24 protein-coding genes and 1 riboswitch are annotated in these 23603 nt (G+C 52.0%); of the genes, 3 read left to right on the forward strand and 21 right to left on the reverse strand.

From position 1 onward, the window contains the following. Positions 1–14: 14 nt before the first annotated feature. From L1F29_RS26390 to L1F29_RS26430, 9 genes are all read right to left on the reverse strand, one after another. A complete protein-coding gene (locus L1F29_RS26390) occupies positions 15–929 on the reverse strand; it encodes an ABC transporter permease (RefSeq protein WP_258385009.1) in 915 nt (304 codons plus the stop codon). A gap of 238 nt (positions 930–1167) precedes the next feature. Next, positions 1168–1887: a glycerophosphodiester phosphodiesterase gene (locus tag L1F29_RS26395; RefSeq protein ID WP_258385010.1), complete on the reverse strand. Its 720-nt coding sequence runs from the start codon at positions 1885–1887 to the stop codon at positions 1168–1170. A 224-nt stretch (positions 1888–2111) separates the two neighbouring features. After that, positions 2112–2495, reverse strand: coding sequence for a VOC family protein (locus tag L1F29_RS26400; protein WP_258385011.1), 384 nt, complete (start codon positions 2493–2495; stop codon positions 2112–2114). 25 nt (positions 2496–2520) lie between these two features. Beyond that, positions 2521–4137: a hypothetical protein gene (locus L1F29_RS26405; RefSeq protein WP_258385012.1), complete on the reverse strand. Its 1617-nt coding sequence runs from the start codon at positions 4135–4137 to the stop codon at positions 2521–2523. Between the two features lie 229 nt (positions 4138–4366). Continuing rightward, complete coding sequence (locus tag L1F29_RS26410; protein WP_258385013.1) at positions 4367–4834, reverse strand: C40 family peptidase; 468 nt, start codon at positions 4832–4834, stop codon at positions 4367–4369. A gap of 4 nt (positions 4835–4838) precedes the next feature. Continuing rightward, a riboswitch (cyclic di-AMP (ydaO/yuaA leader) is annotated at positions 4839–4973 on the reverse strand. Between the two features lie 69 nt (positions 4974–5042). After that, the gene (locus L1F29_RS26415) at positions 5043–5453 is read right to left on the reverse strand and encodes a disulfide oxidoreductase (protein WP_258385014.1); all 411 of its coding nucleotides are present in this window, start codon (positions 5451–5453) and stop codon (positions 5043–5045) included. A gap of 25 nt (positions 5454–5478) precedes the next feature. After that, entirely contained in the window at positions 5479–6204 is a 726-nt protein-coding gene (locus L1F29_RS26420; protein ID WP_258385015.1) for a DsbA family protein, read from the reverse strand. A 113-nt stretch (positions 6205–6317) separates the two neighbouring features. After that, on the reverse strand, positions 6318–6686 hold the full coding sequence (locus L1F29_RS26425) for an ArsR/SmtB family transcription factor (RefSeq protein WP_258385016.1): 369 nt from the start codon (positions 6684–6686) through the stop codon (positions 6318–6320). Positions 6687–6761: 75 nt separating this feature from the next. Beyond that, the gene (locus L1F29_RS26430; RefSeq protein WP_258385017.1) at positions 6762–8015 is read right to left on the reverse strand and encodes a D-alanyl-D-alanine carboxypeptidase family protein; all 1254 of its coding nucleotides are present in this window, start codon (positions 8013–8015) and stop codon (positions 6762–6764) included. Positions 8016–8239: 224 nt separating this feature from the next. Between L1F29_RS26430 and L1F29_RS26435 the strand changes: the two genes are divergently transcribed. Then, positions 8240–10417: a heavy metal translocating P-type ATPase gene (locus L1F29_RS26435; RefSeq protein ID WP_258385018.1), complete on the forward strand. Its 2178-nt coding sequence runs from the start codon at positions 8240–8242 to the stop codon at positions 10415–10417. Positions 10418–10525: 108 nt separating this feature from the next. Here L1F29_RS26435 and L1F29_RS26440 read toward each other — a convergent pair whose 3' ends face one another. From L1F29_RS26440 to L1F29_RS26485, 10 genes are all read right to left on the reverse strand, one after another. Next, complete coding sequence (locus tag L1F29_RS26440; RefSeq protein WP_258385019.1) at positions 10526–11233, reverse strand: tyrosine-protein phosphatase; 708 nt, start codon at positions 11231–11233, stop codon at positions 10526–10528. Between the two features lie 203 nt (positions 11234–11436). Further along, positions 11437–12396 (reverse strand): ABC transporter permease, encoded by a 960-nt coding sequence (locus tag L1F29_RS26445; RefSeq protein WP_258385020.1) that lies wholly within the window; start codon positions 12394–12396, stop codon positions 11437–11439. Next, the gene (locus L1F29_RS26450) at positions 12389–13315 is read right to left on the reverse strand and encodes an ABC transporter ATP-binding protein (RefSeq protein ID WP_258385021.1); all 927 of its coding nucleotides are present in this window, start codon (positions 13313–13315) and stop codon (positions 12389–12391) included. The genes L1F29_RS26445 and L1F29_RS26450 overlap by 8 nt, the downstream gene beginning before the upstream one ends. A gap of 326 nt (positions 13316–13641) precedes the next feature. Continuing rightward, on the reverse strand, positions 13642–15306 hold the full coding sequence (gene gltX / locus L1F29_RS26455) for a glutamate--tRNA ligase (protein ID WP_258385022.1): 1665 nt from the start codon (positions 15304–15306) through the stop codon (positions 13642–13644). Positions 15307–15340: 34 nt separating this feature from the next. Next, positions 15341–16744: an NAD-dependent malic enzyme gene (locus L1F29_RS26460; protein ID WP_258385023.1), complete on the reverse strand. Its 1404-nt coding sequence runs from the start codon at positions 16742–16744 to the stop codon at positions 15341–15343. A 226-nt stretch (positions 16745–16970) separates the two neighbouring features. Beyond that, complete coding sequence (locus tag L1F29_RS26465; protein WP_258385024.1) at positions 16971–17675, reverse strand: hypothetical protein; 705 nt, start codon at positions 17673–17675, stop codon at positions 16971–16973. 118 nt (positions 17676–17793) lie between these two features. After that, positions 17794–18273 carry a GNAT family N-acetyltransferase gene (locus L1F29_RS26470; protein WP_258385025.1) on the reverse strand — a complete coding sequence of 160 codons (480 nt, stop codon included), beginning with the start codon at positions 18271–18273 and terminating at the stop codon, positions 17794–17796. A gap of 353 nt (positions 18274–18626) precedes the next feature. Next, positions 18627–19643 carry an acyltransferase family protein gene (locus L1F29_RS26475; RefSeq protein ID WP_258385026.1) on the reverse strand — a complete coding sequence of 339 codons (1017 nt, stop codon included), beginning with the start codon at positions 19641–19643 and terminating at the stop codon, positions 18627–18629. A 212-nt stretch (positions 19644–19855) separates the two neighbouring features. Next, the gene (locus L1F29_RS26480) at positions 19856–19999 is read right to left on the reverse strand and encodes a hypothetical protein (RefSeq protein WP_258385027.1); all 144 of its coding nucleotides are present in this window, start codon (positions 19997–19999) and stop codon (positions 19856–19858) included. Positions 20000–20163: 164 nt separating this feature from the next. Further along, complete coding sequence (locus L1F29_RS26485) at positions 20164–20613, reverse strand: NUDIX domain-containing protein (protein ID WP_258385028.1); 450 nt, start codon at positions 20611–20613, stop codon at positions 20164–20166. Between the two features lie 600 nt (positions 20614–21213). On the opposite strand from L1F29_RS26485, the gene L1F29_RS26490 reads away from it, so the two are divergent. Together L1F29_RS26490 and L1F29_RS26495 are read left to right on the forward strand one after the other, a co-directional pair. Beyond that, positions 21214–21624, forward strand: a complete 411-nt coding sequence (locus L1F29_RS26490) for a MarR family winged helix-turn-helix transcriptional regulator (protein WP_258385029.1) — start codon at positions 21214–21216, stop codon at positions 21622–21624. Further along, on the forward strand, positions 21614–22495 hold the full coding sequence (locus tag L1F29_RS26495; protein WP_258385030.1) for a pirin family protein: 882 nt from the start codon (positions 21614–21616) through the stop codon (positions 22493–22495). The genes L1F29_RS26490 and L1F29_RS26495 overlap by 11 nt, the downstream gene beginning before the upstream one ends. 69 nt (positions 22496–22564) lie before the next feature. On the opposite strand, the gene L1F29_RS26500 is transcribed toward L1F29_RS26495, so the two are convergent. Further along, positions 22565–23191 carry an FMN-dependent NADH-azoreductase gene (locus L1F29_RS26500; protein ID WP_258385031.1) on the reverse strand — a complete coding sequence of 209 codons (627 nt, stop codon included), beginning with the start codon at positions 23189–23191 and terminating at the stop codon, positions 22565–22567. Between the two features lie 33 nt (positions 23192–23224). Further along, positions 23225–23590 (reverse strand): DoxX family protein, encoded by a 366-nt coding sequence (locus L1F29_RS26505; protein ID WP_258385032.1) that lies wholly within the window; start codon positions 23588–23590, stop codon positions 23225–23227. Positions 23591–23603: the final 13 nt, after the last annotated feature.

Raw genomic sequence — 23603 nt, forward strand, 5'->3', positions numbered from 1 at the left:
TGCTTATGGTATCGTTACCATACTGAGGTGTCTGAAATACGTCTGGAAAGCCGATTCGCCAGGACGACTAGAATAAAGCCGATCAGTCCTTGCATCAAGCCGACAGCGGTTGCATAACCGTATTGCCCTCCCTGCAGCCCTACACGAATGATGTAGGTGTCCAATATATCCGATAAATGCATGTTACCGGGCGTTCGCAGCAAGTACAGCTGATCGAAGCCTGCCGATAGAATGCTTCCAAGCGATAGAATGAATAGAATGAGAATCGTAGGCATGATGGACGGGATCGTAATATGCCAGATTTCACGCCACTTGCTGGCACCATCCATTCGCGCCGCCTCGTACATATCGGGATTGATCCCCGATATTGCCGCCAGATAAATAATCGAGTCCCAACCAATCGATTTCCATACATGGCTGCCAAACATGATTTGGTAGAAGTAATCCGGCTCCATTAAGAAATAGGTACTTCCGTCTCCGCCCATATTTGCGATGGTTTCATTGAGCAGCCCCGTATCCGGTGCTAACACTCGCTGAACTAACCCGACAACGACGACCCAGGATAGGAAATGAGGCAAATACGAGATGCTTTGGGCAACATTTCTGAAGAATTTGCCGCGAATTTCATTAAACATCAAGGCGAGTATAATTGGGAACGGTAAGTATAAGAACAATTTCATTCCGCTAATGATCAAGGTGTTTTTAATAAGATTCATACTCTGATAGTCATTAAAAAAACGTTCGAAGTACACAAACCCGATCCAGGGGCTCCCTGTGATCCCCAAATTGAATTTGTAATCCTTGAAGGCCAGCATCAGTCCCCCCATCGGGATGTAGGAGAAGATGATGAAGAACAGAAGACAAGGCAGCAGCATCAGGTACAAATAGCGGTGCAGTAAAATGCGTTTCCACAGTTTTCCGGTTAGCATAATTGACGGATCACCTTCTTGTGATGGAATTCAACTATCGGCATAAACGTCGGGGCGGATCTGTACAAAACCGCTCTTCATCTCCTCTCTCACAAATCATATGGTATCGTTACCAGAAAATCCATAAAAAAAATATGAAGATTGCGTTAACGCTTTCAAACGGCTGACCGAAAATAGAGGGAAGCGCTTTCTTAATGTGAATATCATAATATATTTGTTCCTGCCGGTCAATCCATTTCTATACGGAGCACCCTCGGATTACCTCTTGAAGCCGGATCGGCCGCCGCGTAGTAATCGCATTTACTCCCAGCTCGATCAGGCGCATCATCTCTTCTTGCTCGTTTACCGTATACACCCACACCGCCAAATTCTGCTCACGTGCCAGCTCCGTCACATCCGCATGACAGGTCCCGTATGCCATATTAAGCCCGAAGTAAGCGCCGTTCGAAGCTTCCTTGCAAATGCGGTTCGCGAAGGAAGCGTAGTCCGCAGCATCCTCCCGCGACAGGCTGTCGGGAGTATTCATCAGAACCTTAATATCCGGATAATGCTTCGTTATGCCATCCGAACAGCCGGTGATGAAGACGCGATCCTGCGCCTGATACTGCTGAACGAGAGCGATCGTCGGCTCAATGCCGGACGCATCCTTTACATCAAGGTTCAATTTCGCGGTATGAGACTGGACGTATCGGAGCACATCTTCCAGCCGGACAAGCTCGTGCTCCTCATAGGCAGCGGCTAGCTTCGCGCGATTTTCTCGCCGGTTAAGCTGCTCGAACGTGTACTCCCTTAGGTAAGGCGAATCGTCATGAAGCAATATTGCGGTACCGTCGGTAGTTACCCGAATATCGATTTCGACGATATCCGCCTTCATCTGAACGCCCTCCAGAAAAGAAGCGTATGTATTGTCCGGTGCCGTTCCGCAGCCTGTATGCGCCGCAACCATAGGCAGCTTCATCCTGCATCACCTTCCCTTTTCCCATAGCATACTTCTCCTGTACGCCATTATTTGGTTTCCTGCTGATCATAGCTCACTTACGTATCGTTCTGCAATGCCAATGTTAATGATACTTTCCGATTAGCACTCAACGGACGCATCAAACAACAACGGCAGAGCCCTTATCTGCAGGGCTCTGCCGTCAACTTTACATTTGTACTTCGGCATGCACAACAAAGCGCGGCTTAGCGCCGCGCTGCATTCAGTTCAATAACATTACGATCGGGATCAAGCAGAAAAATTTGCGCGAATCCGGTAATGCTGTCGCGATTAGCCCGATGCTCAATGCCATGCTGCCGCAGCCATTCGACGGTTTCGTCGAAATCGCCGACCCGGATGGCAAAATGGCCGTCCCGCGTGTCGATGCCGCCGGTTCGCTTCGTTTGTCCATCGTGTACGATCAAGTGCAGCTGTTGCCCCGTCTCGCCGACGGCAAACCACTCGCCGGGAAAGTCGAAGGGCGGTCTCGGTATCTCGCGCAAGCCGAGTATTTCCTTATAGAACGCCCTTGCCCGTTCGATGTCGCTCACGATCAGGCTCACGTGATGAATCGCTTCATGCTTTATCATCTGTCTAACCACCATCCTATTACCTTTATTGTTGTGCGATTTCAGCAAGATCGTCGAAATAACAAAGCCTCCGACCCTTATTATCGGCTGCTGCCACAGCGTCTCCCCGCCACTGGAACGTGAAAGCTTCCTCCCGGAATGGATAATGCTTCGTTTCGAGCGGCATTCGGAATCGGATCCGTATACGGTCGCCATCCTCCAATCCATGAAAGTACAGCCAGCCATCGGAGATGAGATACGCGGCGTCCGCATTATCGGTTGATATCGTCATGCTGCCTGCTTCCATCCAATCCGAGAGCCGCAGCCGGACCGGATGCTTACGTTTCACGAGAATCTCCATCACATCCTGATGGGTGTACGGGCTTTGGACCTCAATATCGGCATCGCTATGGTCAAAATGCAAGTTAATGCTGATCAATCCGTCCTTCTTCGTCACCTTGTCCCGATACGCTTCGCAAAGCCCGCCGACGCCGCCGCCCACGATGTCCCAGTTGAAGGAGATGACGTAATCCTTCTCGTATTCATGCCCGTAAGGACAAGGGAAGCCGAAGGCCCCTTTGGAACGGGAGGCAAGCTTATGGCGGTAATCGTGATCCGGACAGTCCGAATCGGGAATGAAGCAGGTGTCCAGCAGCTGGGAGGGCAGAAAGTGTGACCGTAAAATCCGTTCCGCTTGCTGGAAATAGCCTGCGTAGCCCGCTTTCCCCAGAATCAGACAGGTTTCCATCATATCCGACGTATTATTGATTTCGCCCCAGTGATCCTTGCGATGATAACTTTCGATGCACCAACCGAATTCCAATGCGATCTCCCGCAGCCCATTCTCCATGAAAGCAGAGACCCGGTCCAGAATCGAGCGGTCTCCCAACACCTCGCCCAGCTGCGCCAAGGAAGAGATCATCGCCGTTGTGGAGTGCGTATGGTCGCCGAATACGCGCACATCGTAATCGCCCCGCTCGTTGATCACATTTGCGAATGCATAGTCCTTGAGCCGGATCGCAAGCACCAGCGCTTCCTCCAGGCCGCATGCCTTATACAGCTTCACAAGAGGGCCGATAAATCTCCCGAATGAAATCGGGAATGTGCGCACCTCTCCGCAAGTGAACGTCGTGCTGCCTCCCGTGTCCAGGTGAAACCGTTCTTCCTCCCATTCCCCGGTAGTAAAATTAAAATACTTCGAAACCGTCTTGATAAACCGCTTCGAAATATCGAGCGCCTGCGCATCGTTTCGATATTTGATCAGTGCATACAACGCATGAGCCGCTTCCCGCAGGTTATGCAGATCACTTGTCTGCACGGGCTCGAAGGTATGCAGATCGATCAATTGAGGCATGCTCATCGGATGGCTGAAGGCCTTGTACGTGCACCGGGCAAGATTGTCTATGACCGATTCATCCAGTGGAATTCCCAGAGCATCCTCCGCATTCAATAATGCGTTCAGCCACCTGCCGGGGACATGGGAGATGGAGTAATTCGTAAAATGCGTATTCCCCGGTTCCGGCCCGCTCATCATATTGCCGAAATACGGAAGATCGTCATGCTGCGGATCGAACTGCTGCTGCATCGGATGACAGCCCTGCCGGATGGCAAGCTCTAAGTCTGCTGCGTTCACGTTCACCTTATTCGGATAATGAATGGCCATTGAATCTCCCCCAATGAATTATCAATTCGCTTGCAGAAAGCGCCTTCACTTGCATTCTAGTCGCATTAACGCTCTGCGTAAACTACTTTTATGGCGATATCTCTCTACCGCTCCAAAATCAAAATCATTCATCCGGCTTCACGCTTCTTGTTGCTTGCATCATTCGACATGGCAAAAAGACCGGATAGCCATCCGGTCTTTCCTTGTCGCTATGGGTTGAATCCTCTTCCTACTCGCTCTTCATGACAGATGCATACGTTTCGGAGGAGACGACACGTCTAGCCGTTACATAACGTTCCTTGTAATAGGAATCGGACAATTTACTAATGACGACCCCTTTGCTGCTGGAGGAATGGGCGAATTTGCCGTCCCCTACATAGATTCCGGCATGCGAAACGCCTTTGCCGCTCGTATTGAAGAATACGAGATCGCCTTCGCGGAGCTCGTCCTGGCTTACTTCAGTACCCGTCTCTGCTTGCGAGCTGGACGTTCTTGGGAGGTCTACCTTGAACTGATCGAAGATATAGATGATGAATCCCGAGCAATCAAATCCCTTCTCGGTCGTTCCGCCCCACTTGTAAGGCGTGCCGATCACCTGATCGATGGATTCGTTCAATGGAGTCTGTGCTGCGAAAACACTTCCTCCTCCTGCAAATATCATGACCCCTGCTACTAACGATATGAAAGCTTTTTTCAAACTGACTTTCTCCCTTCGTTGCCTACGAGGTTAGCTGAGGGGTTCGGTTGAAGGTCCCTATTATCTTCCTATTGAAGATCAATTCACCCAGATTGGGTCCCCCGTTTCTCCTTGCCGGAGAATTAGGCATAAGTGTCATCCTGCATGCTCTAGAAAAGTAATTCGAGGATTTCCGTGTTTTTCCTCTTTATTATTTATTAGAATCCTTTCATTTTTCGGATTTTGTCAAAATCATGAGCACCGTAATGAGCGTGAACGCGATCAAGGCCAGGAACGGTATGGTGATAAAACCGAGCCAGTTAATATAATCGATATTGCAGGGAACGCCTTGCGTACAAGGCTTAATCGAAGCAAACCCCGGCACCTTCTGCTCCAAGTAATGGAACAGCGAGATGAAACCCCCGAAGATGGATAATGGCAGCACATACTTCTTAATGCTTGTCTCCGTATTATACGCTGCGATCCCCAAAATGATCGACAGAGGGTACATCAGAATGCGCTGGTACCAACATAATTCGCACGGAATATATCCGCGTATTTCGCTAAAATAGAGACTGCCGAGCGTTGCAACGACAGCTACGATCCAAGCCATGTACAACGTATATTCACGAAATTTCATCCTGCGCCCCCGCTATTCAAAATGGTTAGAGCTGTTCCTCGATGAGCTTGACGATTGCATCGTAATCGAACGGATTATCGAGTTTGACGTTATTGATCATGATCGTCGGCGTTGAGCTGATTTTAAAATCCTTCACGAGCTTCTCGTCCAGATCGACTTGCGTCTTCGCCGCGTCGGCTTCCATATCCGCCTTCATCTTATCGGTATCGATTGCAGGCTGGACCTTGCCCGCCACTTCCAGCACCTTCTCTTTGGTCAGCCAAGGTTCATCATGGTTGACTGAAGGCTGGGCGTCGAACAACGCTTTGTGGAACGGCCAGAAGGCATCCGGATTCTGCGCCAATACGGACTCGCTAGCAAGTGCTCCCACTCCCGACTCATTGTGGAACAGCACGTTTATATAGGCAAACTTCGCTTTGCCGGTCTCGATATAATCCTTCTGGAGCTTCGGATAAATCTGCTCTCCCCATAATTTGCAGGACGGGCACATGTAATCCCCGAATTCCACGATCGTAACCTTGGCATCCTGGCTGCCTTCCACCGGCTGATTCGTAATATCCGGTGTGCTGTCGAGCGCCACCGTCACCGGATCCTTCGTCGCTTGGTTCAATACAACCAGCAGGACGAACAATCCAACCAATATCGTCGTGAAAATGATTAAATTCTTAGGCCCCTTCTTCACCGGCGGTCTCTTGGAAGAACTCTTGGGAGCATGTCCTTTCGCAGCTTGTCCCTTCCTTGCTTCACCCATCTGTTACCTCTCTCCTCTACCCATTCTTATTTCTTTCGCTTGGCCTGCAGACTTAATAGCCATGCACTGGGCACGGCCGCCGTCCGCATAATAAGATGACGCTCCTGCTTGATTCAGTCATGCTTCAAATGCTGCAGGGTCTGCATGAAAATCTGCTCGACATGATCGTCATCAAGGGAGTAATACACGGTCTTGCCTACTTTGCGGCGCTTGACGATACGCAGATTGCGCAGGAAGCGCAGCTGATGGGACACGGCAGACTGCCCCATTCCAAGAACCACCGTCAGATCATGCACGCACAGCTCCGATTGAAGGAGCGCATGAATCAGCTTGACCCGCGTCGGATCGCCCAGAGCCTTGAACAAATCGGCCAGCTCGGAAGCCGCCTCATCGCCGATTAATTTCTCGCGAACATCTTGGACATCGGCTTCCGTCCCGCTGCACGGATCGTCGCATGCATCTTGTACCAGTTTTTCAGTCATATTGTCACCGTTATCCCTCGCATCTTATTTGAGAGCTATTATATCACAGAAAATGACGGGAGCACGAAGGTGTTCTTACCATTCTGGTGAACGATATTTCCTTTTTTTTCTATAGCGGAGGTAGGCAATAAATACGAGGAATGCATTCATAACCAGCCAAGCCATAAAAACGAAGATTAGCCAAAGATTCATCGGGTTTCCTGTCTCTTCATAAACTTGCTTGCCGCTCATCTGAAGAGGCTCGTCGTTAACACCGGGTTCAATCACGGTCATCTTCCCTGCCGCAATCATCCCCTTGGAGGTCTGAACCTGCACACTGCCGCTAGGCTCGACTCTTATGTCCGGTTGCTCGCCCCGGGGTGTAACCGCCCATATTTCTTCGGAAGCAACGAATGTGGGAGCTCCCTTCTCGGCTGGCTGGGGGTAGGACTCGCCGGCATCGAACAGCTTCTTAAGCTCGAAGCCCGCAAAGCCGTAATCCAGCAGTTTACGCATATCCGCATAAATCCCATTATTTGTTGGCGCTTTCAAAATAACGCCGATCAGCTCCATCTCGTCCCGCATCGCTGAAGCGACCAGCGTAAAGCCGGATGCATTGGTAAAGCCGTTCTTGATTCCGGTAGCGCCTTCATAGGTTCCAAGCAATTTATTGTGGTTGATAAGCTCTGATGTCCATTCCGCTCCCTTCCACGGGCGCTTCGTGGTTCCAACGATGGTTCGGAAGGTCTCGTTCTTCATCGCATATTGGGCAATATGCGCCATATCCAGTGCTGTCGTTACCTGCAGCGGGTCGGGGAGTCCGCTTGGATTGACAAAGTTTGTTTGCGCGGCGCCTGCTTTATCGCGTACGAAGGTGTTCATCCGTTCGGCGAATTTCTCCTTCGTGCCGTCGATAAACTCGGCGATAGCGGTTGCGGCGTCATTACCGGAGTTGACTAACATGCCATAAACGAGATTCTCAAGCGTCTGCTGCTCGCCTTCGGCAAGAAAGACCCGCGTTCCATCCTCGTGACGGGCTTCCTTCGAGACGGTAACCAGACTGTTCAGATCGGCGGCGGTTTCAAGCGCAATGATACCCGTCACGATCTTCGTAATACTTGCCGGATACAATGGTTTGTCGGCATTATGCGCATACAATACCGTTCCGGTACGCGCATCCATGAGAATCGCAGCTTCAGCCTGAAGCTTGGGCTCTGCCTGCAGCCCTTCATCCGCCGCCGTCAATGGATCTCCTTCTGCCGCTGCCGCTGTCCAATGAACTGACCACAATTGGCAGCAAATCAGCAGTAACACGACGGACAAGCATCTTAAATAGTGAGGCGGCATCATCCAGTAGACCTCCTAGAAGACGTAAATGGAATGAAGCTGTGATGGAGCTCGTGGTGGCTGTTATAAACGTAACATAGGAAGAACCCATTCATCAATAAGCAATAGAGAGCGGATGATCGTCACCATCTCTGTACACGCTAAATAAAATGGGTTTGACAGCCAGCTGCATCTGAACTATCATATGATCAAGTATTCATATATTGGTGATGAAAGAAGGATGCGTCATGAACGAATACAGAGTGAAGGGACTATCCTGCGGCAGCTGTACACTCAAGCTGGAGAAGCAGATTCAACAGCTCGAGCATGGCGATAGCGCCCAGCTGATCTATACGACCGGGAAGCTGAAGCTCGATTCACGCGTCTCGATGCAGGAAGTTGAACGCATACTGAAGTCGGAGCGTGCCTTTATCGAACGGCCTCAGCCTGCGCATGCGCACAATCAGACAGGACATGATGCGCATGATCATGCCGGTCATGATCATTCCGGGCATCATCATGGTCACGGTCATCATCACGACCACGCGGGACATGATCATTCTCACAGCCATGGGCATGGCAATTCACTCATGATCAAGCTTCTGGCGCTTTCCGCCGTTATTTATTTCGCTGCAATCGTATCCGATGGCGTTATCGATCCGAACATTCAAATCGGCATGTATTTGGTCGCAACCGCGATTAGCGGCTACTCGACCTTTCTGCGCGGACTTCGAAATTTATTTGCGCTGCGGTTCAACATCGATACCCTCATGACCATTGCCCTTATTGGCGCTATCGCCATCAGAGAATGGAAGGAAGCGACGCTGGTCGCCATCCTATTCGGACTGAATGAGCTTCTGGAAGGCCTGGGGATGGAGAAGGCCAGGCGCTCGATGGAGTCGCTTCTGAAGGTAGCGCCTAAGGAAGCCGTCAAGGTGGAGAATGGACGCGAGACGGTCGTGCCGGTCGCATCGCTGCTGGCAGGAGACGTGGTTATTGTCCGACCCGGCGAGAAGATTCCTTCGGACGGCACGGTGCTGGAAGGAGCAAGCTCCGTTAATGAAGCCGCCATTACAGGCGAATCGCTGCCGGTGGAGAAAGCCGCGGGAGAAGCGGTATTCGGCGGAAGCCTGAACAACGAAGGCGTCCTTCAGGTGCGCATCGACAAAGCTTACGAGGATTCCTCGCTTGCGCGGATTCTGCATCTTGTCGAGGAAGCGCAGGAGACGAAGACGCCGACCGAGCTGTTCATTAATAAGTTCGCGCGATATTACACGCCTCTCGTCATGATCATCGCTGCTCTTGTTATGGTCGTGCCTCCTCTGTTCTTGGGCGGCGATTGGAGCGAGTGGCTCTATCAAGGATTGGCCGTACTCATCGTCGGATGCCCTTGCGCCTTAATCCTGTCGTCTCCGATCGCGATCGTATCCGGCATTACGCGGAACGCCCGCAACGGCATATTGATTAAGGGCGGCGTGTTCCTGGAGCAGCTGGGCAAGATTGATACGCTCGCCTTCGACAAGACGGGAACGCTGACTAAGGGACAGCCTCATGTCGAGAAGACGATCAGCTATGATGACGAGCGGTTCATGACGGTAGCCGGCGCGATCGAGAAATCGTCGACCCATCCGCTTGCGCAAGCCATCATGAAGGAACTGCGCCGTCATGGGATCGAGGCTGCGGAAGCAACCGACATCGAAACGGTGCTCGGCAGCGGAATCCGTGCCCGTGTCGAAGGCATTCCGTATTGGCTGGGCAATGAGAATAGCGTCGCCCATCTTAACCTGCCAACCGACGTACAGAAGCAAATCGCTGTTTTGAAGGAAGAAGGATTGACGCTGGTCCTGGTTGCGGACGAGGAACGCGTGCTCGGCATGTTCGGCATTGCCGACGAAATCCGTGAAGAAAGCAAAGCCGTTATTGCGGAGCTGCATCGCGCCGGTATGAAGCATACGGTTATGCTCACAGGCGACCATAAGAAGACTGCCGAGAAGGTTGCGGCCGCCATTGGCGTAACCGACTACTACAGCAATCTGCTCCCTGAAGACAAAGTGAACAAAATCAAGGAGCTTGCCCAGCGCGGTCAGGTCGCGATGATCGGAGACGGCATTAACGATGCGCCGGCACTCGCTTCCGCCCAGCTTGGCATTGCGATGGGCAAAGGCACGGATAGCGCGATCGAGACGGCCGATATCGTGCTGATGCAGGATCATCTCGGCAAGCTCCCCGAAGCGGTTACCGTTGCACGGCGAGTCAATCGCATCATCCGCTTCAACATCTCGATCTCCCTTGGATTGAAGCTGATCGCGCTGCTCTTAACGATCCCGGGCTGGCTTACGCTATGGATCGCCATCCTCTCGGACATGGGCGCAACAATCTTCGTCACGCTCGTCAGTCTCACGATTCTGATTCGCAAACGCGAATAGCATAGTAACAAACAGCCTCCCCCTGCGGCTTCGCAGGAGGAGGCTGTTTGTTTGTTGGTTTGTTTGTTGCTGCAAATTGTTGTAATACGATTGATGATGACGAGGATGTTAAACGGCCACACGGTCAATCCGATCGATAATTTCCTGCACGCGGGCCGGGCCTGCCCATTCGCTTACAAGCCGAATGCCTTCGGATAAATTCGGCTTTCGGACGACATTATGCGCGTCGGAAGCCAGTGTATGAACCTCATTGCGTTCAACCAGCTGACGGCCGAATATCTCCGCTTCCTTGCCGTTCGTACCGAGCAGGCTATCGACCGAAACCTGCGTCCAGGCACCCTGTGCAATGAGTCGCGATAACAATTCCGGATCTTCGCGGAAGAAGAAGTGCCGCTCCGGATGAGGAATGATCGGTGTCGTCCCTTGTTTCAAGAACCAGTCCACCACTTCTTCCGTATCCGGACAATATCCGTCCCACCTCTGCTCCAAGAGGATGAAGCTTCCGGCTTCATTCAAGTAACAGAAGCTCTCCTTCTGCAGATGCTCCTCAATAAAACGGGCACTCTCCAGCCGAACCTCATTGCCGGCAGAGATGCGGACCGCTATCCCCTGACGGTCAAGCTCCTGCTGCAGCAGGTTTACCTTCTCCAGCAGATGGTCGCGCGGTATGATGCATTTCTCGAAGAAATGCGGCGTCGCTACAATGTGATGCGTGCCATGCCGCAAGGCGATTCTAGCCATCTCCAATGATTCCTGCAAATCCTTGGCGCCATCGTCAACGCCATCCAGAATGTGACAATGTATGTCCGTTAACATAAGAACTCCACCCCTTCGTCTCCGCCGAACTCCCCGGTCCGTCATCTATCCTTCATCAACTGTATGCTACGCCTGCCTGGATTGAATTGTCAACATCCAGTACTGACGGAAACGGTTGGGTTCTTGGCTTGTTGAGAGGTGAAAATAGAACAAGCCGGCTCGCCCACATTTAGGTGGATGCTCCGGCTTGATCCAAACTTCGTTTATCCCGCAACATCCCGTTTCGTAAACATGATCCAGGCAATGAAGTGGAATAGCGCATAATAAGCGGCCAAGATGCCGATTGAGAATGTGAGCGTCATCTCCGGCCGGATCGGCGAGCCTCCTGCATACTGGCTCAAGTCGACATTGGCGAACATCAGATATTTGACCCACTCGTATCTCGACAAAATTCCGACAAGCGTATTGCCCGCCAGTATGAACAGCAGCGAGAAGGCGATTGCCATCGCGGAGCTGCGGAAGGATGCCGATATCATGAACGCCATGGTCACATACATGACCAGCTGGACGACGGCATATCCGTAACGCTGCAGGCTGTCGATCAACATCGATCCTTCGTGGACGGCACCATCCGCTCCGATGGTAAGAAGCGGCTTCGACAATCCGTCAAACCCTTCCAGTCCTGCCCCCAGTGCGAGTGCCACAATGAAATTCAGCACAAGGAGGAACAAAGCGAACAACAGCGACGAAATATATTTACTTACTAGAACCTTCGTCCTGGACGCCGGACCGACCAGCAGCAGCTTGATCGTTCCCCAGGAGAATTCAGCCGCGAACATATCGGCCGCGATAACGACCGTCAGCAGCGTGACGAGTATGATCATATAGGAGGATGCATTCACGATATCCCACATGGTATTCTCGCGCGGATTAATATCATGCTCAATCGCATATTCATTGAGCAGAATGTTTTCTTCCATCGCTTCTATCATATCGGGGCTGAGCCTGTCAGCCTCCTCCGTCAAGCTTTGCCGCGTATGCTCATTGGCCTGCGCCAGCTCCTGCTTCCAATTGCCGGAGGAGTCCCGGGAGGGTTCGTCCCACTTCATAAGTCCCGCCATAAGCGCCAGCGCCATGATGAGGATGCCGACCATGGCCCATGTGCGCGGGCGGCGATAGATTTTCGTATTCTCGTTGCGAACGAGCATGCTAAGACTAGACAACTTGCTCCCCCCTCGTTATTTCCAAGAATTGATCCTCAAGCGACAGATTCGCCGCCCGGATGCTGTATACGTCGATGTCGGCATAGACCAGCGTCCGGTTCAGCTCCGGTATCCGCTCTCGCCCTGCGGCAACTTCCAGTTTCCCGTCACGCACGGAGACCGCCAGTTCAGGCAGCGCCGTTGACAGGTATTCCATCGTTTGCTCCGGATTCTCCACCTCGACAATGATCTGCTGATTGCCGACCGCATTCTTCAATTCGCTCATGGTCCTCACATCGATAAGCTTGCCGGCTTGAATGATGGCCACACGGTCGCACATCAATTCCATCTCCGACAGCAGGTGCGAGGATACGATTACCGCGATCCCTTCCTGCTGCGCCAGATTGCGTATATAATCGCGAAGTTCGCGTATGCCGGCCGGATCAAGCCCGTTCGTCGGCTCGTCGAAGATCAGTACGGACGGCCTGTGAAGCAGCGCCTGCGCCACGCCAAGCCGCTGCCTCATGCCGAGCGAATACCGTTTTACCTTCTCATTGATGCGTTTCTCCAGCCCGACAAGCTTCACGACTTCGTTGATCCGCTCCTTGGTAACGCCGACATGCCTTCTCGCGCATAGGACCAGATTCTGATAACCGCTCAGAAATTTATACATCTCCGGGTTCTCGACAATCGCCCCGACATGCGTCATCGCAAGCTCAAAGTGCTTGCGCACCGATACCCCTTTGATGAGCGCTTCGCCCTTCGTCATGGAGATCAGGCCGACGATCATACGGATCGTCGTCGTTTTTCCAGCCCCGTTCGGTCCGAGAAATCCGTAAACCTCCCCCCGATGAACATCCAGCGACAAATTGTCGACGATCGTGCGCCCGCCAATTTTCTTCGTTACATTCCGAAGCTGCAATACCGCTTCTTCACTCATTGCATGGTGCCTCCCTGCATGTTTTGTCTCAGTATACCGGGGAAGGCAAGTTGGTAAGAATGGTCTCAGGTTCAGTCGATTACTGGACTTAGGTCTAAATCAATTCTGGACTTGTCAAGAGAAGGAAGGGCCGCAGCACAGGAGAGAACGAAGGAAAAACCAGCCTTCCGAGAAAGATTTGCGCTGCTTTAGATGTCCGCTCCTAAGATGAGGCCAAGCAAAAAAGTCCAATCACGACAAGTGTTTGCTCGTAATTGGACTGATAGGCGTTACCGCCGATGACCGTATTATTTAAGGATCAGGCTTGCATTTGTCTCCTGACAAGCTTATACCCAATCCTTGCGTGCTTTCAACCTCGACATAACCCGCTCAGGTCCCATGACCTGCATAACATCGTACAAGTCCGGCGTTCGGGCACGCCCCGTAATCGTTAAGCGCAGCAGGAGACTGACATCGCCCACATGCCCTTTATAAGCGGCAGGCTCCTTCTTATACCGCTTCATCTCGCCGGCATAGCCGTGCTGCTCCGACAGCTGTTGAATAGCGGCGAACCATTCATCTCTGTCGGCGTCATGACGGTATAGGCCAATATAGCCAGCGATTAGCCGATCGGCATCCTCCGGAGAGATCGACGCCGGAACATCCGCAGCCGCCACGGCAGGAGAGTCTTCCTCGTAGAAGTATTCCATATATGAGGGCACATCGGACCACATCGCAATATCTTTGCGCGCATTGGCCGCCCCTCTCCCGATCGCCAGGATGGCCTTGGCGTAGATAGGATCGTTCTCCAAGCGTCCAGCCAGCCCGGCATCGAATTCCTTGGCCCAGACCAGGACATGGGAGTAAACTTCGCCGGCATCCATGCGGGCAATGACCTGCTTGCTAATATCTTCGATCTTCACCCTGTCGAAGAGCGCTCCGCTGCTCCCCATCTTGTCCAATTCCAATCGAAAACTTGACCGCTCTTCCTGGGGATGCTCTCTTCGCCAGTCTTCATACGTCCAATTCGCCAAGCCCAGCATATATTCGAGTATCGCTTCGGCCGGGAAGCCCTGCGCCTTGAAATAGCTGACGGCCGCTTCAGGATCCTTCCTCTTGCTGAGCTTCCGCTTGGAGGCGCCGTCCTGCTTCAGGATCGGAGCAATATGGGAATAAATAGGGGCCTCCAACCCCAGCGCCTCGAATAATTGCAGATGGATTGGAGCCGATGACAGCCACTCATCCCCGCGAATGACGTGAGTCGTCCGCATCAAGTGATCGTCGACAACATGGGCAAAGTGATAGGTCGGCATGCCATCCGACTTCAGAAGAACGATATCCATATCGTTCTCGGATAAAGTCACCAAGCCTTTGACGCCATCGACAAACGTTACATGACGCTCATGGCTTCCTTCCGATCTCAGGCGCAGAACATGAGACTGTCCCGATGCGATCCGTTCCTTCACTTCAGCGAATGGCAGATCGCGATGAAAGGCCCATTCCTTGTAGCAGCCGGGTCTAAGCTTCTGCGCTTCCTGGCGGAGGCGGGCAGCCTCCAGCTCCGATTCCGTGCAGAAGCACGGGTAAGCTAGACCTCTGCGCACAAGCTCCTTGGCGAACACATGATAGATCGCTTCCCGCTGGCTCTGACGGTACGGCCCGTATTCGCCGCGCTCCTCCCCCGCTCCGGTTACGCCTTCCTCGAAGACGATGCCGAAATCGCGCAGCGATTCCGTGATGCCGGAAATCCCGCCCTCAACCTCCCGTTTCTTGTCCGTATCCTCGATCCGCAAATAGCACAGACCGCCGGATTGTTTAGCCAGATGCATGGAAATCATAGCCGCGAACAGTCCCCCAATGTGGAGGAAGCCTGTCGGGCTCGGCGCGAAACGCGTCACGAACGCGTCCTTCCCCAGCATCCGCTTCGGATATCGCTGCTCCAGATCATGCGGCGATTCCGTAATATTCGGAAATAATAACTCGCTTATCAATACTGAATCGGCAATAGCCATCTACAATTCCCCTTTTCCCCCTGCCGGACAATGGTCAGCTGAACTCAGGCGGAGTTCTGCGCGCCACGCCGGTTAGAATGGCCGTTTCGATGACGGCCCTGCGCACATTGGCGACCACCATTTCGTTGAAAATGCTCGGTACGATGTAATAGTTGTTCAGTTCCTTCTCGGATATCACATTAGCAATGGCCCGGGAAGCCGCCAGCTTCATCGGTTCGTTAATTGTTCTCGCCCGGCAGTCCAGAACGCCTCTGAATATTCCCGGAAACACCAGCACATTGTTGATTTGGTTCGCATAATCGCTCCGGCCCGTCGCGAATACAGCGGCATGCGGCAGTGCCTCTTCCGGGGAAATCTCGGGCTCGGGATTCGCCATGGCGAATACGATCGGATCGTGGGCCATCCGCTTAATATCGTCGGCTTTCATTAGCTTCCCGCGCGAAACGCCGATAAAGACATCCGCACCTGCGATAACCTCCTGCAAGGTGCCGGCCGCTGCCTCCACCTGCGGCTGATCCGCCAGCCACTGCCACATCGGGTGCTCGTATTGGCCGCCTCTGACAATCGCGCCGTGACGATCCACGGGAACCAGCCGGGTTACGCCGGCATTCAGCAGCATTTTGCAAATGGAAACACCTGCAGCGCCGATGCCGTTGACGACGACCCGGACATGCTCGACCCGTTTGCCTGTTACCTTCAGCGCATTGAGCAGCCCTGCTATGACAACGACGGCCGTACCGTGCTGATCGTCGTGGAAGACCGGAACGTCCATCTCGTTCGCTAATCGGCTCTCAATCTCGAAGCAGCGCGGCGCACTGATATCCTCCAGATTGATTCCTCCGAAGATCGGGCCGATCGCCTTGATCGTGCGGATAATCTCCTCGGTATCGGTCGTATCCAAGCAAATCGGGAATGCGTCCACGCCGGCCAGCTGCTTGAACAGCATCGCCTTCCCTTCCATGACGGGAGCCGCCGCATAGGGACCGACATCGCCCAAGCCGAGCACGGCAGTGCCGTCGGTTACGACCGCGACCGTGTTTCGTTTGATCGTCAGGGAGTAGGCTTTCATCGGATTCTCATGGATAGCGGTACACACTTTGGCTACGCCAGGCGTATAGACGCGGGATAAGTCATCGCGATTCTTGATCGGGAGCTTCGGTTGAACCTCGATCTTGCCGCCCAGGTGAGCCAGGAAGGCCCGGTCCGATACATTCACGAGCTTGATTCCGGCTTGCGCTTTGATGGAATCTACAATGCTCGCTTCTGCCGTTTCGGCAACGTCGACTGTAATATCGCGTACGGAGGAATCCTTGCCCGGCCGTATAACGTCGATCGAAATAATGTCTCCGCCCGCACGGGCGATCGTTGCCGCTACATCGCCGAAGCTGACGACCCGATGGTCCAGCTCAATGCGCAAAATAATACTTGTCTGTGCCATTATTATATCACCCGTTTCTATAGAATCGCTTCAAAAAAAGCTGACATAAATCTGCAAAATCGCCGCCCGCAAAGTCCGCCTGTTTGCAGCAAGCATATTAAGCACGCGGCGCATCGGCCGCTTAAAAATTTCTTCCATTAACTTATGGATATATACCCACAAATATCCGCTTCGATCCATAAAAATGAAATAGGGCTGCCAGGATCTTCATCCTGACAGCCCTAAATCAGACCGATGTCTTTCTCTTTTTCATTCTTCGAATCACGAGGTAAACACCCGCCGCGATGATGGCAATTCCAGAGCCTCCGACGATGAGGACCGTCTTCACGTTAGGTGCGTAGACCTCAAGCTGGACCGGCTTGGGTTCCGTTAGGGGAACATGCCACGTGAGCGTTCTCCCATCGGCTTCGTCCGCATTATGCTCACCGAACACATTCAGAGGCAGCGTTAATTTCAAATCAAACGTGAGCCGCTCAAGGAACAGTCTCGCTAGTCCGTCCGATACGTTCAAGTCCCCGATGTACTTCAACAGCCCGTCCGCCTTTAATCCCGTATCGATCTGGCCTGTTATCGCATATCGGGTATAGAAGAAGCCGGCCTCCTTCTCCACAACAAGATCTCTCCCGTCCCAATTGCCGAACGCTTCCCTGAGTTCATGGATGGAAGCAAACCTCCGCTGAATTTGATATTCCAAGGCTTCCGCGGTTGCCTTCTTCTTGAACTCGTACCCCAGCTCTCTTACCTTGTTCTCAAGGGCGTCCTCCACTTTCGTTCCGACCAGCTTCTGCGCACGCGCATCCAAGCTGATCTTCGCGGCCGCGTCGATGCTCCCGTCCAGATGTATGGTGACATGAGCGGTTCCCTTTGCACACCCCGCCATGGTAAACAGCGCGAAGAGCATTCCCGCTATAGCAAGCAGCCTAGGCTTCATAATCGTTTCCTCCGACATCTGTTGAAGGTTCGCGATCCGCGCATCTTTCGAGCGAACATCGAACCGGAAAGAGACTGTTTATTATACCATATCAGGAGCTATGATAGCCGCCCTTTCGTTATTCTGCATGAAGCAGCTTCTTGAATACGACCCGGCTGCCGCCGCGGCCGTCGTAATCCATACATACGGGAATGCCATCGACTTCTTGATCCTGCGGCTCGAGAATGAATCCAAGCCGGGTATGGAACGCGATCGATTCTTTTTTCCATGGAGCCGTAACGCATCGAATCACAGACCTCTTCATGGCAAGGGCCCGTTCGAAGAATGCATGATACAGCGCCCGCCCTATGCCCTTTCCGCGATAGGCCGGATCTACCATTACGATTCGGATGTAGGCCTCATCCGGATACGTTTGCGATAAGAATCCCATCACGAAGCCAATCATCCTGCCGTTTTCCTCGGCCAGCAGACAGGTTTCCCGGAAGTGGGCGATGTACCATTTCGAGAACATATCGCTAGAATATTCGCTTCCCCACCATCCGGAAGCAAGCTCAAGAATTCCCCTGCAGTCGGCTGCTTCCATATTTCTTATGATCATGCGGAATGTCTCCTTCCGATCAGCTTCCCGGTTATTCCTTCATCCTTACCTGCCATAGACCGCCCGCCGGGAAGGGTCTGTTGTCCTCTTCTGCCGACCGGTTTTGGTTCATACGCGATGACGACGTTCGTTAGCGGCTTTCAGTCACTGTTCTATCGTACAATAAACGGGAAGGACTTTCCTACCACAAAAAAGAAGAGCTGCCAGTGTTTCATCATAAGATGATAACACCGGTCAGCCCTTAGCGGATCACGGATTCGGGAAGGATAGAGAAACGTTTAAAGGTTCGCTCTATCCTTATCCTGTATACGGTCGGCCATCGTCAAGCAGTTACACGCCGCATATTTACGCCCTTAGGCCGCTTTCGCTTGTTTCGGTGGAGTCTGAGCCTTTCTTCCAAAGCCCTGCGGTCCCAGGAATATTCGGGTTAGTATGGCCGATCTGGACATGACCCAGGCCATAGCAAGCGGAATCAGCACACCCGCCACGGTATAAACCGCGGTTCCATATTCTAACCCCAGTCCGTAGGTCAGCGTGATATTAACCGGAATGTGCAAGTACATAATGGTAATGGTGACTGTTCCCAGGAAAGCCAACGCGTTCGTTGCCGGAGAGCGGGAGATCCAGTAGCATACCTGCAGCACCACGAGCACGCATGCAATCGGCACAAGAACATCCAGAACCGGCTGCGTGTACACTTTGAGTTTCATATCGATCCGGAAGTACCATACACCCGTCACATTCAGCACAATCGCGGTCAGCCAAATGACGGCCGCGGGCACGAATAGCGTTGCTTTCTCCAGCCAGTTCTGCAGAACGGATTTGTAGGTGTACCCGATAAAGAAGAATACGATGGCCATAAGCGCAACATCGGCATTCCATGGGATGTCCCATTGGGATGCGGGTGTCATGCTGACCAGATGGGCCACCGCGTAACATGCGACGATGATTTTCCATTGTACGCTGAACGCATACCTGGACAAGAAGCCCATCAGGAGATGCACCAGCAGCAGGCACGTAATGAACCAAAATACTCCGTACCATCCGCCTAATACAGTACCGCCATAGATGAGCAGCAGCATATCGTTCGGAATGGACATCGGATCCCGTAGCCGTACCGCGACGAGAACGGCAATGCAGATTCCATAGGCGAAATACGGAATCATGAAAAATTTGATTCTTTTCCACGCCCACGGCAGGTAGGCATCTGCAGCCACACCCTTGAACAGCAGCCCGCTAACCAGGAAGAACAGCGGGATACGCAGCCAGCCTAAATAATGGTTGATCACATCGTTTCCCGCATGCCCCATGACCACCAGAATTATGCTTAGTCCGCGGGCAACGTCAATCCATTTCTTGCGTTCCTTCACAAATTCCCTCCACTCTGCTTGGATTATTTTGTCACATCTCTACCATAAAGGATAGCGATATGTGTCGAACATAGGCGAATACGTTCAAAAATGTAGGTATTCCGAATCGCTTACCTCGAAGCAACGAAGGGGTCTCATTCACAAAACGAGTGAAATTATGCCAAGTGAACGCTCCATAGGAGAATAAAAAAGCTCCTTGAGTCATCGATGACTCAAGGAGCTTCCTCGTCTTCATGATCGGCGGAGCAATCGAAGCATAACAGCGTTTGATCTTCCTGCACAACGCCGTTAATGAAGCCATCGTTGCAGTAAATGTCCTTGCCGCATTGCTTGCACCGGCCAACAAGCTCCTGCATGAACATCCCTCCCATTTGTCCGGGTTCAAGACGCTAATGAACATCCATTTCCGGCGCGGAAAACTTATCCCGTTGAAAACGATATAACATAAAAAGATATAAAGAGTACAGTCCCAATGACCCCAGACAAATATCCCATTCCGTAAGACATGTTAGCGACCCGCTTATAATCCAATATTACGCTTATGGCCTAGATAGCTTCCCGCCCCGGGGAAGCCGCTGTCTGCAAGCTCGATAAATTTATCCGAGAATCCATAAGCGGCCAGATCCCGGACCGGCACCATCCTGAGATCATGGATCGGGGTCGTCTCATGGGCATTCGTCGGCATGGTTAACCGGCCTGATATCCGTTCTAGCAGAAAGGTAATATGAACGACGGAAGGATCCGCTTCCGGCAAATCGCATACATATAGAAGCTTGCTTACCTTCATGTCGAGTCCGGTTTCTTCCTTCATTTCTCTGGCTATCCCGTCCTCCAGCGATTCTCCCCGCTCCAGCTTCCCTCCCGGAAGCGACCAGCTGCGTTCCGAATTGACGCGCTGCTTCACCAACAGAATGGCACCATTCTCGATATAAATCCCCGTCACTCTCACACGCACCAGATTGTTATCCATCCGAATTCCACCCTCTCCGTCAGGAAAATATTGACAACCAAAAACATATTATATCCTGCGGCTTCCGGATAGGAAAGAACTTTTCTCCGACTGGCACAAGTAAAGTAATGGCAGCAGCTTAGCGTGGCTCACCAGCTAAGCTTCGACTACGTTATCGTTACGGTAACGGACATAGGATTCGCTATTCGTTGAGAAAGGTTAAATTTGTTGCGCTTGCGGACATCAGTTCCGTTATATGTTTCAGAATCATAGATTAGAAGATGTTTCTGCTTACATAATGGACCTCATGTCCGCAACGTTCGCACTACCGCTTGAATGCTGTATTTAACGGAACCTATGTCCGTTAGCTTTCCGACACATACCGTGTGAATATCGATATAGACCGGCAGATGAACGTTAACTTGTTTGTGCTACCGCCCACATTCCAGCTTGCCATATGAGCAGCGCTTGACAATCAGCACATAATCATTTATCTTTAATTTAAGATTATTGATTTCAAGAATTATATCAAGGAGGTGACCGACCATCGACACCGATAACAAGAACGACTTCGAAACACCCCTTTCTATAACGGATGAAGAACAGCTATCGCTTAAGCTCATGGTGGTTTTGTCGAAAGCGTACAAAAGCGTAATCGACCGGGCGCTCCAGGATATCAAGAGCTATGGCTTATCCGCTTCCGAGTTCGGGATTATGGATGTGCTGTACAATAAAGGGAAATTCCCGATCCAGCAAATCGGCGGGAAGATTCTGATTACAAGCGGAACGATGACCTATAATGTCGACAAGCTTGAGCAGAAAAGCCTGCTGAGGCGGATACCGTGTACGGAGGATCGCCGGGTCGTCCATGCGGAATTGACGAACGAAGGCAGAGAGCTGTTCGAGCGAATATTCCCCACACACTCGGCAAGCATTCACAAGGCGATGAGCGGTCTTACGAACAGCCAAAAGCAAGAAGCTATTGCATTGCTAAAACAATTAGGCAAAGGAGTTCATGAACATGACAACTGAACGTAAAATCCAAGGCATCTACAGAGGCGCTCCTTTTCATATGGTAGGAGACGGGTTCCGGGTATCCAACTATTTCCCTTCGGGCAACAACTTCCAACAGCGGTTCAGCCCCTTCATCTTAATGGACTACAACGCGCCGTACAAATTCCCTCCAAGCCAGGAGGTAAGAGGCGTCGGAGCGCATCCGCACCGGGGGTTCGAGACGGTTACGCTGGCATACGACGGCTATATCGAGCATAACGACAACCATGGCAACCACGGTATTATCGGTCCAGGGGACGTGCAATGGATGACGGCGGGATCAGGACTGCTGCATAAAGAATACCATGAGCGGGAATTCTCCAAACGAGGCGGACTGTTTCACATGATTCAATTGTGGGTCAACTTGCCCCGCGCGGACAAAATGCACCCGCCTAAATACCAGGAGCTGCTGAGCGAGCAGATGGGCAGAGCCGAGCTGCCGGATAACGGCGGTACCGTCCGTATTATTGCAGGCGAGTACAACGGTGTTCGAGGTCCGGCACAAACCTTTACGCCGATTCATATGTTCGACATCGCATTCAAGGCACAAGGCAAAGCGGACTTCAAGCTTCCGTCGGGCTTCAACACGGCGGCCGTGGTGCTGCGGGGCTCGGCTTTGATCAACAACGCGAAGGCGGCTAATGAAGGAGACTTTGTTCTATTCGAGAATACGGATGGCAATATCGTTATTGAAGGAAAAACCGACGATACGCTTGTTTTCATTCTAAGCGGAGAACCAATCGATGAACCGATCTACCAGCATGGTCCATTCGTCATGAACAGCCGCGAAGAAATTATAGAGGCGTTCCAAGATTTTCAATCCGGCAAAATGGGGCATATGGATTTCTAATGATTCATCGAGAAGCATTCAAAAAAAGGGCAGCCTAAGTTTTCGTCACTTAGGTTGCCCTCTTCTCATTTAGAATATAGCCGCGGCTTGAACCGCTTTCTGAAGCCCTTCTTCGATGAGGCTCTCCCGCTTGTCCGGGTACTGATTATGCCCCTCGATAACAACGGTCGTGATGTCGGTAACGCCGTACAGCCGCAAATTCTTGGCGACGTAATTGACGGCCATTTCGGCGGATGCCGCAGGTTCTTGGGAGTAATCGCCGCCTCTTGCGCACAGCAGCGCCACTTTCTTATCGCCGGCCAAACCGACAGGCCCTTGCGGGGTATACCGGAATGTTTTTCCTGCGCGGCTCAAATAGTCGATATAAGTGTGCAGGACGGCAGGTACGGTTAGATTCCACAGCGGAAACGCGAATACGATCTTGTCGGCGCTCAAGAACCGGTCCAGATGCTTGTCCGCAATCCCGAGCAGCTCGCTCTCTTGAGGAGAGAGCTCCATTCCTTGCGCGGATTTGAAGATTCCATTCAACATCTGTGCGTCGAAATAAGGAAGCCGTTCGTTGAACAAATCCACTTCGATGACCGCATCCTGCGGATGCGCTTCTGTATAGGTTCTATAAAATGCATCATACAGCTGCACACTTACGGATTGTTCAATGGGACGATTGTTAGCTTTAATAAATAGAACGGTACTCATGGTTAATTAGCTCCCATTACTTATGAATGTTTTTTAGAAAAGCTCGAAAAGATCGGATAAATACATGAACATTAACGTCAGCGACAAAATCATCAATAGTAAGGGAGCGAACATCTGCTTCAATGGATCCCCTACTCGTACATGGGATAATACGGCGCCGAACATAATACAACCGATCCATAGTGCGCCAAGCGCGAGGAAGCCTTTATCCCAATAACCCGCGAGCAATCCGGCCGCTCCCGCCAATTGAGCGAAGCCGGTAAATACTCTGAACCATTGCGGCAGCCTGATGTGATCGAATACCTCAACCTGCATCTTCGCACCGGCAATCTTGCTTAATCCGCTGAATGTAAAAGCGAACAATAATAAGCTCTGAAGAATAATCGTCAGAATGGCCACGACATTGCCTCCA

It is taken from the genome of Paenibacillus spongiae (assembly GCF_024734895.1).
In the GTDB taxonomy this organism is placed as follows: domain Bacteria; phylum Bacillota; class Bacilli; order Paenibacillales; family Paenibacillaceae; genus Paenibacillus_Z; species Paenibacillus_Z spongiae.

Bases quoted from the DNA above. Each gene is read 5' to 3' on its own strand.
- L1F29_RS26390 (WP_258385009.1), bottom strand. From the start codon at position 929: ATGCTAACCGGAAAACTGTGGAAACGCATTTTACTGCACCGCTATTTG.
- L1F29_RS26395 (WP_258385010.1), bottom strand. From the start codon at position 1,887: ATGAAGCTGCCTATGGTTGCGGCGCATACAGGCTGCGGAACGGCACCG.
- L1F29_RS26400 (WP_258385011.1), bottom strand. From the start codon at position 2,495: ATGATAAAGCATGAAGCGATTCATCACGTGAGCCTGATCGTGAGCGAC.
- L1F29_RS26405 (WP_258385012.1), bottom strand. From the start codon at position 4,137: ATGGCCATTCATTATCCGAATAAGGTGAACGTGAACGCAGCAGACTTA.
- L1F29_RS26415 (WP_258385014.1), bottom strand. From the start codon at position 5,453: ATGAAATTTCGTGAATATACGTTGTACATGGCTTGGATCGTAGCTGTC.
- L1F29_RS26420 (WP_258385015.1), bottom strand. From the start codon at position 6,204: ATGGGTGAAGCAAGGAAGGGACAAGCTGCGAAAGGACATGCTCCCAAG.
- L1F29_RS26425 (WP_258385016.1), bottom strand. From the start codon at position 6,686: ATGACTGAAAAACTGGTACAAGATGCATGCGACGATCCGTGCAGCGGG.
- L1F29_RS26430 (WP_258385017.1), bottom strand. From the start codon at position 8,015: ATGATGCCGCCTCACTATTTAAGATGCTTGTCCGTCGTGTTACTGCTG.
- L1F29_RS26435 (WP_258385018.1), top strand. From the start codon at position 8,240: ATGAACGAATACAGAGTGAAGGGACTATCCTGCGGCAGCTGTACACTC.
- L1F29_RS26440 (WP_258385019.1), bottom strand. From the start codon at position 11,233: ATGTTAACGGACATACATTGTCACATTCTGGATGGCGTTGACGATGGC.
- L1F29_RS26450 (WP_258385021.1), bottom strand. From the start codon at position 13,315: ATGAGTGAAGAAGCGGTATTGCAGCTTCGGAATGTAACGAAGAAAATT.
- gltX (WP_258385022.1), bottom strand. From the start codon at position 15,306: ATGGCTATTGCCGATTCAGTATTGATAAGCGAGTTATTATTTCCGAAT.
- L1F29_RS26460 (WP_258385023.1), bottom strand. From the start codon at position 16,744: ATGGCACAGACAAGTATTATTTTGCGCATTGAGCTGGACCATCGGGTC.
- L1F29_RS26465 (WP_258385024.1), bottom strand. From the start codon at position 17,675: ATGAAGCCTAGGCTGCTTGCTATAGCGGGAATGCTCTTCGCGCTGTTT.
- L1F29_RS26470 (WP_258385025.1), bottom strand. From the start codon at position 18,273: ATGATCATAAGAAATATGGAAGCAGCCGACTGCAGGGGAATTCTTGAG.
- L1F29_RS26480 (WP_258385027.1), bottom strand. From the start codon at position 19,999: ATGCAGGAGCTTGTTGGCCGGTGCAAGCAATGCGGCAAGGACATTTAC.
- L1F29_RS26485 (WP_258385028.1), bottom strand. From the start codon at position 20,613: ATGGATAACAATCTGGTGCGTGTGAGAGTGACGGGGATTTATATCGAG.
- L1F29_RS26490 (WP_258385029.1), top strand. From the start codon at position 21,214: ATGGTGGTTTTGTCGAAAGCGTACAAAAGCGTAATCGACCGGGCGCTC.
- L1F29_RS26495 (WP_258385030.1), top strand. From the start codon at position 21,614: ATGACAACTGAACGTAAAATCCAAGGCATCTACAGAGGCGCTCCTTTT.
- L1F29_RS26500 (WP_258385031.1), bottom strand. From the start codon at position 23,191: ATGAGTACCGTTCTATTTATTAAAGCTAACAATCGTCCCATTGAACAA.